This window comes from Porphyromonas uenonis DSM 23387 = JCM 13868, from assembly GCF_000482365.1.
Lineage (GTDB): Bacteria > Bacteroidota > Bacteroidia > Bacteroidales > Porphyromonadaceae > Porphyromonas > Porphyromonas uenonis.
Map to the genome: position 1 here is coordinate 4,398 of NZ_KI535306.1, position 13,849 is coordinate 18,246.

Annotated in this window: 12 protein-coding genes and 1 pseudogene; 9 read left to right on the forward strand and 4 right to left on the reverse strand. The window is 45.3% G+C overall.

From position 1 onward, the window contains the following. The 8 genes and pseudogenes from L215_RS09260 to L215_RS0103765 form a co-directional block, all read left to right on the forward strand. A pseudogene (locus L215_RS09260) lies at window positions 1-459 on the forward strand (conjugal transfer protein TraG); the annotation flags it as partial. 371 nt (window positions 460-830) lie between these two features. Beyond that, window positions 831-1,766, forward strand: a complete 936-nt coding sequence (gene tnpA, locus L215_RS0103735; protein WP_004292844.1) for a transposon Tn4555 protein TnpA — start codon at window positions 831-833, stop codon at window positions 1,764-1,766. Between the two features lie 141 nt (window positions 1,767-1,907). Continuing rightward, complete coding sequence (locus L215_RS0103740; protein ID WP_004338318.1) at window positions 1,908-3,026, forward strand: tyrosine-type recombinase/integrase; 1,119 nt, start codon at window positions 1,908-1,910, stop codon at window positions 3,024-3,026. A 247-nt stretch (window positions 3,027-3,273) separates the two neighbouring features. After that, window positions 3,274-4,131, forward strand: a complete 858-nt coding sequence (tnpC, locus tag L215_RS0103745) for a transposon Tn4555 protein TnpC (protein ID WP_004339687.1) — start codon at window positions 3,274-3,276, stop codon at window positions 4,129-4,131. A gap of 199 nt (window positions 4,132-4,330) precedes the next feature. After that, window positions 4,331-4,705, forward strand: coding sequence for an excisionase family DNA-binding protein (locus tag L215_RS0103750; protein ID WP_004338328.1), 375 nt, complete (start codon window positions 4,331-4,333; stop codon window positions 4,703-4,705). Between the two features lie 5 nt (window positions 4,706-4,710). Beyond that, a complete protein-coding gene (locus L215_RS0103755) occupies window positions 4,711-5,808 on the forward strand; it encodes an AAA family ATPase (RefSeq protein ID WP_004338330.1) in 1,098 nt (365 codons plus the stop codon). A 3-nt stretch (window positions 5,809-5,811) separates the two neighbouring features. Then, entirely contained in the window at window positions 5,812-6,927 is a 1,116-nt protein-coding gene (locus L215_RS0103760) for a DUF6371 domain-containing protein (RefSeq protein WP_004292742.1), read from the forward strand. A gap of 283 nt (window positions 6,928-7,210) precedes the next feature. Beyond that, window positions 7,211-8,614 (forward strand): hypothetical protein, encoded by a 1,404-nt coding sequence (locus tag L215_RS0103765; RefSeq protein ID WP_004339684.1) that lies wholly within the window; start codon window positions 7,211-7,213, stop codon window positions 8,612-8,614. A 92-nt stretch (window positions 8,615-8,706) separates the two neighbouring features. Here L215_RS0103765 and L215_RS0103770 read toward each other — a convergent pair whose 3' ends face one another. The 3 genes from L215_RS0103770 to L215_RS0103780 all read right to left on the reverse strand — a co-directional run bounded on the left by L215_RS0103770 (window position 8,707) and on the right by L215_RS0103780 (window position 10,972). After that, the gene (locus L215_RS0103770; RefSeq protein ID WP_004339683.1) at window positions 8,707-9,672 is read right to left on the reverse strand and encodes a CfxA family broad-spectrum class A beta-lactamase; all 966 of its coding nucleotides are present in this window, start codon (window positions 9,670-9,672) and stop codon (window positions 8,707-8,709) included. 170 nt (window positions 9,673-9,842) lie between these two features. Continuing rightward, window positions 9,843-10,661 (reverse strand): IS3 family transposase, encoded by an 819-nt coding sequence (locus L215_RS0103775; RefSeq protein WP_025883500.1) that lies wholly within the window; start codon window positions 10,659-10,661, stop codon window positions 9,843-9,845. 5 nt (window positions 10,662-10,666) lie between these two features. After that, window positions 10,667-10,972: a transposase gene (locus L215_RS0103780; protein ID WP_025883498.1), complete on the reverse strand. Its 306-nt coding sequence runs from the start codon at window positions 10,970-10,972 to the stop codon at window positions 10,667-10,669. 709 nt (window positions 10,973-11,681) lie between these two features. Here L215_RS0103780 and L215_RS0103785 point away from each other — a divergent pair. Continuing rightward, complete coding sequence (locus L215_RS0103785) at window positions 11,682-13,088, forward strand: DUF3945 domain-containing protein (protein WP_027451366.1); 1,407 nt, start codon at window positions 11,682-11,684, stop codon at window positions 13,086-13,088. A 210-nt stretch (window positions 13,089-13,298) separates the two neighbouring features. Here the strand turns inward: L215_RS0103785 and L215_RS0103790 are convergent, their stop codons facing one another. Further along, the gene (locus L215_RS0103790) at window positions 13,299-13,607 is read right to left on the reverse strand and encodes a hypothetical protein (protein ID WP_025883601.1); all 309 of its coding nucleotides are present in this window, start codon (window positions 13,605-13,607) and stop codon (window positions 13,299-13,301) included. Window positions 13,608-13,849: the final 242 nt, after the last annotated feature.

The window sequence follows — 13,849 nt, forward strand, 5'->3', positions numbered from 1 at the left end:
AATGTCTTTAGCGGACAGGTCGTGGGAGAAACGGCTAAGACGCTTTCCGAGCGTTTTGGCAAAGTGCTTCAGCAACGGCAGTCCATGACCATCAATCGAAACGACAAGTCCACATCTATATCTACGCAGATGGATAGCCTGATTCCTGCAAGTAAGATTAGTAACCTTACACAAGGTATGTTCGTTGGGGCTGTCTCTGACAATTTCGATGAACGCATCGATCAGAAAATATTCCACGCAGAAATCGTTGTGGATGTTGCCAAGGTCTCAGCTGAAACGAAAGCTTACCAGCCCATCCCAGTGATAGTGGAATTCAAAAATGAAGATGGCTCCGATAATCTTAAAGAGACCATTGAAGCCAATTATCGAAAGGTAAAGCAAGAAATCTTTTCCCTTGTAAATGTTGAAATTGATCGAATTAAGAATGATCCAGAATTATCTAAGTTGATTAAAGAGTAATAAATTCTCAACACTGTATTTATAACCATAGAACAACCAAAACTAATCAGAAATATCCGAGTGTAAATCTTTAATTACCAGCATATTCTAAAATTTAACACTTTTCGGTTGCCATTTGTCGCTTCCCAAATTTCCACATATTTTTGAGACGTATTTCTGACGTGGAGAATTTGCGGGGCTTGTTTTTTGTCACACCGTGCAGACAGTTGACAAGGGTTTACAACCGTTTACGACAAGCGACAATAACCGCCCCGATATGCGGAAACAGTCACACTGTGTAGAAAAGCGACAATGGTTGACTTCCGTTCACATCCGTTTACCATTTCAGAGATATAGGATTGAAGAAATGAACCATTAAACGATAAAACGGTATGAAAGCAACCAGAAAATGCAGTTTTTGCGGCAAGTCCTTTGTAACCCGAAGCGGTATGCAAAGATATTGCAGTGAGGCTTGTCAGGCAGAAGCCAAACGAGCCAGAGTGATGCAGAAGAACAACCTCTTCAAAGTCGCCCAACCCTTGATGGAGATACAGCATCAGGAGTATCTCACCTTTTCCAAAGCAGCCATCCTCATGGGCTGTTCCCGACAGTACATTTACAAACTTGTAGCCATCGGCAAGCTGAAAGCCTCACGCATCAGCAACCGCATGGCATTCATCCGCAGAGCCGACATCGAGCAGATGTTGGAGGGCAATCCCTATCACCGCATCCTGCCCGGCAACACCTCCACACCAAGGAAATCATCTTCATCTTCCTTACCTGCCAAAAGAGAAAAAAGGGAAAAGGAAAGCGAAGAAGTGTTGGACTTCTATTCGGGCGAGGAGGTGATGTCCCTTTTTAAGGTAAAGCAGTCATGGCTTTACACTTCCGCCAAGCGTAACCATATCCCCATCTGCCGTATCGCAGGAAAGAACTATTACAGCAAGAAGCATATTGACGAGTTTTTCGGTGTGGCAGTTGATATTAGCGAAATTACCGACTGGCTACTGACCGAGGAGGTGGAGGAACTGTTCGGCATGAAGCCGACCGCACTCCGTGCCTACACCTATCGCCATAAGATACCCACTAAAAGAGAGTACGGGCGTACCTATTACTCCAAATCACATTTGAACGAACTCCGCAGAACTGACCTTGTGAACGATGAACGCTACTATACCGTTGAGCAGGTGCAGCAAATCTATGGTCTTTCGTCAGCCAACATCTGCCATATCGTCAAGGTGAAGCACATCGAAAAGATAAAGGTGGGTGTGAAAAACCTGCTTTTGCGCTCAGATGTGGAGCGTGTCATGGCTGAAAGGAACAAATAACCGTGAAAAATCGGGATTATCGAAAATTATTTCAAAATGATGTATCGTGGAGGTATTCACGGATATTTCACGTTGTTCCTTTGCCATCGGAAACATGGATACAACTCCAAAATGTATACAACCAATTAAAACATAATTATTATGAGTAAATGCAAAACAGTTACCTTGCGTAAGCGCAAGATTAAGAACGGGACACAGTATTCACTATGCCTTGACTACTATCCCGGCTACCGTGACAATGTCACCATGAGAGTGATTACACGTGAAGCCTTAGGAATTTACATCTTCGCCAAACCTGCAAACCAGCAGGAACGGGACTTCAACGCACGCATGATGAAGAAAGCGGTCATCCTGCGCAACCAGCGCTACGAAGCCATTTTCAATGAAAACAACGGCTTTTTTGACAAGACCAAGATGAAGGGCGATTTCCTTGCCTATTTCAAAGGACTGGCTGACCGCAAGAATATCAAGTGGCAGCACGTATACAAGCATTTCCAGCGGTTCGTGAACGGCAAATGCACCTTTGAGGAGGTGGATGTGGATTTGTGCCGCAAGTTCATGGAATACCTGCTTGATGCACCCCAATCCATCCACACCAACCAAAAGCTGCACATCAACTCCGCAGCAGGCTATTGGTCAACTTTCCGTGCCGTGCTGCACACCGCCTACCGTGACAGGAAGATAAAGGAGAACCCAAACGGCTTCTTAGACCGCATCGAGTGCATTCCCACCATCAGGGAGCATTTGAGCCAAGAGGAACTGATACGGCTTGCCGAAACACCCTGTGAGGAGGAGGTCTTGAAAAAAGCTTTTCTTTTCGCCTGTCTTACGGGACTGAGAAAGAGCGACATCAGACAGCTCACGTGGCAGCAGATACAACCATACACCAACGGCAGGATGTTCGTTACCACCCGTATGCAGAAAACCAAAGAAATAGTGCATAACCCCATCAGTGATGAAGCCTATGGACTGCTGGGAGAACGGGGCGAGGGACTTATCTTTGAGGATTTCAAGGACAAGATGCTGCAAGGACCACTCCAACGGTGGCTCACGGCAGCAGGGATAACCAAGAAAATCACCTTTCACTGTACCCGCCACAGCTTCGGAAGCCTGCACGTGGAAATGGGAACGGACATGGCTGTCATCCAAGCCTATCTCGGACATAAGAACATTACCACCACACAAATCTATTCCAAGATAGCAGCGCAGCAGATGTGTCAGGTGGTGGACAAGATAACCTTGAAGCGCAAGGAGGCATAAATGTCTCACATTGACAGGTATTCAGAGGGGCGGTTATGGCTACAAGGCTATAATCGCCCCTCTATGTTTTTGGCTTGATGCCACCATTTATAAGCCCCTCAGAGTATGAAACAGAGTATGATATGATGACATTTCGTGAAATACATTGAAAAAGACCGTTCTAACCGCAAATAACGGGCAGTAATTGGGAAAAATAGCATTAACTTTGCACAAAATAATACAGGAACATTCAATCTCTCAACGAAATATGGAATCATCAATCAAGGACAAATACATCATCTTGGGCTTTGTCGGCTTCGCCATCGTCCTAATATCTTCCATTGCCACGCTGGTAATAGCGGACAGCTTCAACCAAGACAACTTTGTCAGGTGGATAGTATTCGTATGCTGTAACCTGTTGGGATGGTTGCTCTATCTCTCCTTTCAGACACTTATCTTTGATACATACGAAATCTACAAAATCAAGTTCGGCAAGAAAGAAACGATTGCCGAAGCCATAGAGGTGCAGGAAGAACTGTCACAAAATACACTTGAAGAAGCCACATCTGTGCCTGGACCTACATCAGTCCCTGAGCCTGTACCCGAATCATCCCCGACAAAAGAAGAGACACTTATCCAAACACAACCGATAGAGCTTACTATCGCCCCGGATCTTCACGAAAAGAACCGTGCCAATTACGCAAGCAGAGAGCAACGGGAAAAGGAAGAGCGCATCCGCATGGTCATGGAGTATTGCCATTATTACCTGCCTCGCATTGCCGACCAAGAAACCGTGAACCACATCTGTACTGAGGTGGACAAATGGATGAATCTTAACACTTATACCCCGAAGCCCATACAAAGACCGTTTACCAAAGACATCAACAACATTCCACTCCGTCACTTCGTATGGAATATCTCTGAGCGTTTCCTGTACAAGAGATACTACAATGGGGATAACCGTGCCAAGTTCATCAAAGCCCTTTTCCCGAAATCGTTTGCTGATACAGACTTATCAACCATCAAGAATTTCAAGGTAGAGCCGTTAAAGACGGAAATTCCCATTGATGAACCCGAAAACGGCAAACTTGATTTCCACTATCCCGAGGATTATGTGCGGAATTAGGATAATCACGACACCAACGACAACCATCCGGTAACTCATAACCGCCTGTTTTACATCGTTTCCCGAGTAATTTTACCCGTCATTTATGGCTGGGCTTAATTATTCGGGAATTATTTTGCAATGACGTGTCGTGGAGATATTCACGGATATATCATTTCAGTCCTTTGCGCCAAGTCTTACAAAAGAGACGAGTACGCGAATGGAAAAATCAATTCTTACCTTCAACGACCTCCCCGAGGTTGTCGCTCAGCTTCGAGACGAAGTGATGAGCCTGAAAAGCCTGCTCGCCGAGCAGCGCAGCGTGAACAATGCCAAAACGGTGGACACCCACGTGCCCATGTCTGTGGACGAGGCAGCAGAGTATTTAGGTATCCCTAAGGGTACGCTCTACATGAAACTGTCAGAAGGGACAATCCCTGCCACCAAGCCCGGCAAACGCTATTGCCTTTACCGTGACGAACTGGACAAGTGGCTGGAAACCGCCCGAAAGAATCCCATACCGTTGTCAGACGAGGAACTGAACAAGTCCTTATCCTCTTCCCACCGTCGCAAGCCCAACCCACGTAACTGGTGAATGATATGGAAGAGGATAAGAACTATATCAACCTGATACGTGGCGACCTCACAAAAGCATCCCAAGCGCATAACGGTATGCCCGACAGTGTAGGCATGATGAATATCAAGACGGCAAACCAAACCATTCTTGAAGCATCGTTATTGCCTACGCCCCGTGCGCTGTGGGACAGCTTTTGGTACGAGGGGGAACTCTCCTGCTTGTTTGCCGATTCCAACGTGGGCAAGTCCATCCTTGCCGTGCAGATAGCCGACCGCATCGCCCGAACCGACAATGTGCTGTATCTGGACTTTGAACTGTCCGAAAAGCAGTTCCAGCTCCGCTATACCAACGAGCATGGAGAGCTCTACACCTTTCCCGACAAAATCTATCGGGTGTCTATTGACTGCAACCAGCTTTTGGATGCCAACTTTGAGGAAGCTATCATAGGCGGCATTGAACAGATGGCTGTGCAGACCGACTGCAAGATTTTCATCATTGACAATCTTACCTACCTGTGTTGCGCCATGGAGAAAGGCGATGCCGCAGGACGGCTGATGATTCAGCTGAACAATCTCAAAAAGAGATATGCGCTCTCTATCCTTGTCCTGGCACATACGCCCAAACGCTCTTTGGATTGTCCCATCACATCCAACGACCTTGCCGGAAGCAAACGGCTCTACAATTTCTTTGACAGCGTGTTCACCATTGGAAAAAGTGCCCAAGACGGAGGGCTTCGCTATGTGAAGCAGCTTAAAGTGCGCTATGGCACGTTCTCTCATGATGCGGATAATGTAATCGTTTACGAGATTGACAAGGTGGATGCTTTCTTGCAGTTCGTGTTCAGGGGCTATTCCACGGAAAAGGAACACTTGAAAAAATTGGGCGACAATGAATCAAGCCAAAGGGATTGCCAAATTCTGCAACTCTCCCAATCGGGCAAGTCCGTCAGGGAGATAGCCTCACAGGTGAATTGTGGCAAGTCCACCGTAAACCGTATCATCCAGCGCAGCAAAGAGAGTAAAAACGCAGGTGTCCCAAGTGTCCCACTGTCCCAACCCTTAGAGTGTGGGACAATGGGACAGGATGGGACAGCCGACAATCAACCATCAAAAACGGACTAAGCTATGGGCAATTATTCATTACAGAAGTATAAAGGAACGGCAACACGGCATACCTGCCCCAAATGCGGAGACAGGCATTCTTTCGTCTATTACGTGGACGAAAATAATGTGCCGTTGCATCCATCGGTCGGCAGATGTAACCACGAAAGCGGTTGTGGGTATCACTACACTCCGAAAGAGTATTTTCAAGAGCATCCTGAACACAGAACTACCAATGATTTCTCTTTTGACAGGCAAAGAGCAGAGCAGAAGAAAGTGAAGCAGCAAAGTAAGCCGACAGCCATCGGCTATATTCCCCCTCACTATGTGGAGAAGTCGCAAAGCGAGCGTAGCAATTTCTTCCGTTTCCTCTTCACACTCCTTACTTCCTACTATGGCGACAAGGCGAAAGAGGTGTTGAAGCGGTTGTTGGAGGAATACCGTTTGGGGGCTACCCGTGACGGCTCTGTTATCTTTTGGCAGATAGACAGGACGGGCAAGGTACGCACGGGAAAGGTGATGCAGTACAATCCCGAAGACGGACACCGTATCAAGGGAGGACAGACATCGGCAGTGAACTGGATACACAGCATATTGAAAAAGCAGCGTGTGTTGGCAGAGGATTGGCAACTATCCCAATGCCTTTTCGGGGAACACTTGTTGAAAACGCATCCCGACAAGGTGGTGGTCTTGGTGGAATCCGAGAAGAGTGCCGTTATCGGTTCTGCTATCTTCCCCGATTATGTATGGCTGGCTACGGGTGGTAAGAGTCAGATGAGAGAAGAGAAACTCCGTGTACTGTCAGGGCGAACCGTGCTTCTCTTTCCCGATGCCGATGCTTATGCCGAGTGGAAACAGCGAGCCGAGAGCATGTACTTTTGTAAGGTGGTGGTTTCGGACATCATCGAAAGGAATGCCACCCCGAAACAAAAAGAAGCCCATATCGACATAGCCGATTGGATTATCTTTCAGATACGGGAGGGCAAGGTGATGAGTACAGCCAACCACTTGGTCGAGGCTGAGAGAATCCTCCAGCGGATGATAGAGAAGAATCCCGTCCTGCAAAAACTGATAGACGATTTAGACCTTGTGCTGGTCGGTGCATCTCCAATCGGCAACGATGATGAAAAACCTCCCTGACGGAGGAGAGCGGAAGCCGTAGGCTGGAGTTTGCAGACAATGGCTTGCCATTGATATAGCCCACTATAACTACACGCTCCGCTTACGTAGTTGTGGGCTCTCCCGAGGGGATTAGGGTTTTACCCTAATGACCCACTCAGGGCGTTTCTCCCCTGAGAACCCAGAGCAAAGAGTGACCCTCTCTTTGCAATCTCCGCTTATGGGTTGCACCCCTAAGAACCCCATGCGTTTACGGACAGCGGAAAAGCAAACAATAAAGTACAAACCCAAAAAACAAGTATCTATGGCAACAAAATCAAGCATACATATCAAGCCCTGCAATATCGCATCGAGTGAGGCTCACAACAGGAGGACTGCCGAATACATGCGCCACATCGGAGAGTCCAGAACCTATGTGGTTCCAGAACTCTCCACCGATAATGAGCAGTGGATAAATCCCGACTTCGGCAGTCCGGATTTGCGGATGCATTATGACAATATCAGACAGATGGTAAAGGAAAAGACCGGACGTGCCATGCAGGAAAAGGAGCGTGAACGCAAAGGCAAGAACGGTAAAATAGTCAAGATTGCGGGATGCTCCCCCATACGTGAAGGAGTGCTGCTTGTCAGGTCGGACACCACACTGGCAGACGTGCGTAAATTCGGTGAGGAGTGTCAAAGACGCTGGGGAATCACACCGCTGCAAATCTTCCTGCACAAGGATGAAGGGCATTGGCTGAACGGTCAGCCGGAAGCGGAAGACAGGGAAAGCTTCAAAGTCGGGGACAGATGGTTCAAGCCGAACTATCATGCCCATATCGTTTTCGACTGGATGAACCACGAAACAGGAAAGAGCCGAAAGCTCAATGACGATGACATGATGCAGATGCAGACCCTTGCATCCGACATCCTGCTGATGGAACGCGGGCAGTCAAAGGCTGTCACTGGTAAGGAGCATCTGGAACGGAACGACTTTATCATTGAGAAGCAGAAAGCTGAACTGCAACGCATGGATGCAGCCAAACGGCACAAAGAAGAACAGATAAATCTTGCCGAGCAGGAACTGAAACAGGTGAAATCAGAAATACGCACTGACAAGTTAAAGAAGACAGCCACCACGGCAGCGACAGCCATAACTAGTGGAGTTGCTTCTCTTTTCGGGAGTGGAAAACTGAAAGAACTGGAACGTGCCAACGAAAAACTGCAAGACGAGGTTTCAAAACGGAACACCAATATTGAAAAATTGCAGAGCCAAGTACAGCAGATGCAGAAACAGCATGATACGCAAATCCACAATCTCAGAGAAATGCACAGGCAGGAACTTGACATGAAAGAAAAAGAACTGTCACGGCTCGCCAGAATCATAGACAAGGCTTTCAGGTGGTTTCCGATGTTCAGGGAAATGCTGCGCATGGAAAAGTTTTGTGCCATGCTGGGATTCTCTAAAGAAATGACTGAAAGTCTTATAGTCAAAAAAGAAGCCCTGAAATGTAGCGGTAAAATCTATTCCGAGCAACACAGGCGGAACTTTGATATAAAGGATGATATTTTAAGGGTGGAAAATGACCCTGACGATGAAAGCAGGCTGAACCTGACAATAAACAGGAAGCCGATTGCCGACTGGTTCAGGGAGCAATGGCACAGGCTTAGATATGGAGCAAGAGTGCCGCAACAGGAAGAAAGAAAAAGTAGAGGATTCAAATTATAATAGAAGCAATTTGATTAGTAATCTAAAAGCACTCCGATAACGATTAGAGTGCTTTTAGATTGTTTATCATTAATTATCAAAGCAAGTGCAGTTTAAGATTTTACTGAAGTTTGCATTAATAAAGAATATACTACAGCTGATATATGCGCAACATATTGTGACGCTTGTGATTCATTTCCCTTGAAATCCTTAACAAATACCGCTAAGGTATAACTGATATTATTAGGCAGACATATATAGGCAACATCATTGTGAGCTGCAAGAACACCATTTTCATTAACATAACCTGAACCTGTCTTATGCGCTATAACAACCCCTTCTTTATCAAGAAGTGGAGCTGCTATCCTATCTACACCTGTTTTGCATTCTTTTAACGTATTCTTAATGAAACTTTGTTTCTCATCATCGATAAGACCTTCAGTAAACAAACGATTCATCAACATTGCAGCACCAAGAGGAGATGTATAGTTAGAGTAAGCCTTGTTATGGTCAGCCGACATTTCCTCTTCCGTATAAGCTATCTGAAAACTTGAACGAGGAATGAGTGTGGCTATAAAACTATCTGTTTGAGCGACATTAACCATATCCTTAAACATAAGGTTGCTTGCATTGTTGTCACTCTGAGTAAGAGTATAACGCAGCAAATCTCTCACTGTCAATGATATGACTGGCCCTGAATAATCTTTCAGCATAGGACTCCAAGTCTTTGGGTCAAGTTTATCCCTATTTATATTTACTAAGGTATCAAGTGAAATTCCTTTATTGTCAAAGTCATTACAAAGAGCTAATGCCTGATGAACCTTAAACACACTCATCATAGGATAAACACTCTTATTATTGACCTTAACCGTATCTCTGTTATTAACAATAACCGCCACACCAATTTCGCCAGGACAAGCTGAGACAATTTGAGAAATGCTATCAGTCAAAACATTTGTTAAAGGAGGATTTGCGCTATCTTTTGTCGCTGATTTATGGAACAATGAAAATACCAAGATGAAAATGCAAACTAAAGCTATACTCAAAACTACGATTTGTTTTTTTCTGTTTTTTTCCATGTTTATATTATTTATATTTGTTTGACGAGAATATCTTTATTTGCCGACAAAGGTACATAACTTTACGGAAATATAGTACTCCCCATTTTTCGACAACGGGCTAGTGTTTTTTTCTTTCACTGTTACAAACGTACTCATTTTCTTTCTCTTTACATAGTTAATGGTTATTGTTATGCAGCTACTACTATTCCATATTCCATGGCAGGGAGTAGCTTGGTGATACTCTGGTGGGGGCGCTCATAGTTATAGAACTTTATCCACTTCCCTATTCCTTGCCGTAGTTCTAAAACTGTATCGGCTGGATTAAGATAGATATACTCTTGCTTGATACTTCTCCAAAAGCGCTCTATCCAAATATTGTCTTTGCAACGACCTTTCCCATCCATACTTATCCTTATTCCCTTTTCCTCTAATAGCTCTACCCACTTCTTGCTCGTATACTGTACGCCTTGGTCCGAGTTGATAATCTCGGGGCATCCATATTGCTCTATACTCTCCTTCATAAGGTCAATGCAGTTATTAGCTGAAAGCGTATTGGAGAGCTTCCACCCCACCACAAAACGACTATAAACATCTATAACTGCATAGAGGTACATAAACCCCTTCTCCATAGGGATATAGGAAATATCTGTCGACCATACCTGGTTGGGGCGCTCTACCTTAAGCCCTCTAAGCAAGTACGGATGTACATAGCTCGGCATAGTGCCCTTACTAAGGCTCCTCTGTGGGTAGATCACTAGTATGTCCATCTTACGCATAAGTCTCCTTACACGCTTCTCATTAACGGAGTAACCTCTCAGTCTTAGCATATCACACATATGCACAACTCCAGAGGTCGGATGCTCAGTATGGTACTTATCAATAATACGCATCATCTCTAGGTTCTCCTCACTTTCTCCCTTTGGTTGATAGTACAAGCTGGAACGGTTAAGTTTCATATACTTACAGAAACGATTTCGGCTTAAGCCTGCGGGGCGCTGACGCTCCATCTCTATTATCTCACTTTGAGTCCGGCATCCTCGCAGGCAGTCGCAAAAAAATCGCAGTCAATCGTTAGCTGTCCTACCTTCTGTAATAGTCGCTTATTCTCACGCTCTATCTGCTTAAGGTCTCTAGCATTGTCAGAGGGCTTTTCAAAGGCTTGCGCAGCTTTTTCCTCTAGCTCTCGCATCCACTCTGTAATCTTACTTGGGCTGACTTCGTATCGCTTCGCTAAGCTCTGTATCGTCTCCTCGCCCCTCAAACCAGCCAATGCCACTTGTGCCTTAAAGCTTGAACTGTATTTACTTCTGCGTCCCATAAACTTCTTTTTCTTTTTTCGTTAGAAAATGACAATTAGTTCCATCTCAACTCTCAAATGTAGCACTTTTTGAGCTGTCTAGTTTTTGGGGAGTATTATATTTTTTGCGTAGTAATTCTTTTTATGCACATGTCGTTCCCTGAAAATGGTTGACTTATTTTTTGCTGAAACTGATTTCGGTTGACATCGTTTTCGTCGTCATACTAGAATGAGTTGTCTTGACTTTTCAAAGATACTGATTTTAGTTGACTCTGGTAGTTTGGGGTAGTTTGTCGTGGTATACCCCGGGCTTGTTTTTTCTTTTTCAAATCGGATAAACTCCCCGTCGGCAATGCAACAGACTAAGCCAAACGCCTGTAGCGGAGCGGAGGGCGTTTGGTGTGTCAGGGGTATTGCCGCTCTTTGTGTTCCGATTGAAAATGAAAAATCCAGTCTCTTCTCTCTTTGCTGAAATAAGTTCTATTTAGCTGGTTACTAGCTCCTTTGACTCTTTGTCTTTTCGAGCTTGCCCTTATCATCGCTTAGTACTACTGTAATAATGTTCCTTCTGAGTGCTAAGGTAGACATAAAAAATCAAACTACCAAATCTTGGACGAATTTTCTTTTTCAACACTTCCTTTCCTTATAATTCCCTGAGACTTAGAAGAGGTCATTTTAGCTTATATATTTGCTGTCTGAAAGGTATTATTCAAATCAAACAGAGTGAATTATGGAAGCAAATAGCAATGACAACTACGTGTTGGTCTTAGAGGATCGCACCGAGGTAAAGAACGAGCAAGAAGCGGGGAAACTCTCCGTGGTTTCGGGTATTGATGATAAGGGCAAGCTCAAAACAACTGAGCCTCTTGAAGCTAATCAGGCTGCCTTTTTGAAGTTCAACAGCAAGGATGGACTGCTGAAGAACTTCATGACCAACTTTCTCAAGCAGTTCAACAACCCCTCCCATTTCGGGCTATACAAGGTGTTGGCGAGCAATGTGGAGCAAGGTGTGGATAACCTGCGTACTCTGCTTCAAAGCCGAGATACTCCTGAAAGCAGACAGCAGTTGGCAGAGGTCGGTGTACCCTTTGAAGACTATCTGCCACAGCAGAAAAAGAGTACAGCCATTGATGCAGACAAGGTAGACTGGAAGATGCTTGACAGTCTCGGACTCTCCCGAGAGCGGTTAGAGCAGAGTGGGGAGCTAGAGAAGATGCTCAATTGGCAAAAGAGCAGCCTCGTAACCATAGCCATCCCTATTGGAGACACAACTATCTACACAGAGGCTCGCCTTGCCTTCCGCACAGATAATGAGGGCAATATCGGGTTAGCCATACACGCTATGCGTAAAGAGCCACAGCTCGACTATCCCTATATGGGCTACAAGTTCTCGCCCGAGGAAAAAGAGCAACTGCTCACGACAGGCAACCTTGGCAAGACCATCGAAGTAACACCCAAGAGCGGAGAGCCTTTTGCAGCCTACGTCTCCATCGACCCACAGACCAACGAGATCATCGCCTTGCGTGCCGACCGTGTAAGCATTCCTCAAGAAATCAAAGGCGTCACGCTCTCTGATCAGCAATACAAAGATCTAGTGGAGGGCAAAGCGGTGAAAGTAGAAGGAATGACCGCTAAGAGTGGCAAATCCTTTGATGCTACGCTTCAGGTCAATGCAGAGAAGAAAGGCATTGAGTTCATCTTTGGAGACAACAAGAGTCTCAAAGAGCGTCAGGAACAGCAACAAGATCGTCAACAAGGCAAGGCACCTCGCAAGCTTTGTGGTCTAGAGCTGTCAGAGAAGCAACGAGAAGCCTTAGACAACGGTCGCACACTTTACCTCAAAAACATGATCGATAAAGAGGGGCAACCCTTCAATGCCTATGTCCGTATGGACAAAGAGCAAAACCGCCCACGCTTCTACAAATGGAACCCTGACAAGAAGCAAGGGGCGGGAAAGGTCGAAGCCGTGGCGGAAGAACACAAGACGCAGGTAGCTGTGAATAAACACGGCAAGACCAACGAAGCTACCAAGCAGGTGAAAGAGCCACTGAAAAAGGGGCAAACAGCACCCACTGCTGAACAAAAGCAGAAGCAGGACGAGAACAAGCAGAAGAAGTCTCGAGGACGTAAGATGTAACCCATAATCCTTTCAAAGACTATGACAACATGATTAGCTGATACGTAACGAAAAGGAACTGCATTCGCCTCTCGCCAGCGAGCTAATGAAGCTCTTGAAACACCAAGGATTCTCATTACATCAGAAGAGTTAAGCTCTATTTTCTCTTCAAGGACTTCATAGTCACTTTTGAGTTCCGCAATAAAGCCCGATACCTTATCTATTGCAGATCTAAGAGACTGAATCTCTTGAAGTATTTCCAATTGTGTCTGATTGTAATCCATATGATTCGTCTTGTAATCCTGCTTTAAGACACTTAAGGTAGTCTTCAACTTGAGAGATAAACTTGGAGAGATCAAGGTTGGGTCCCATCATGTAGTTCACGACTTCTCTCACTAGAGCATTAAGAATGGATTGTCTTTCGCTTCCATAGATGCTGTCCAACACTTTGAAGAACTGTTCTTGAGTCAGTGTATAGTGTACATCGTTTTGCAGGCTCAAAGGTTCCGTTATGTCCTCTACAACATCTGCATCAATCATCAGAAAAATGACATCTTTCTTAGCTGCTTGAGCGATTTTTGAGGAAGGTCCTTAATTGCTGACCGCCACTAAGAGTCATTGATTTTCTAAAGTTGGAGACATCCATCTCAGCTATGAAAGCTTGAGACTTGAGGTTATTCGAACTGCGAATGATATCCTCAAGAGACGGATTGACTATGTACAGCTTAGCTGTTTCTTTCATTAGGCTACTTTTTATGGTTTACCACAGCAACTTGCTGCGC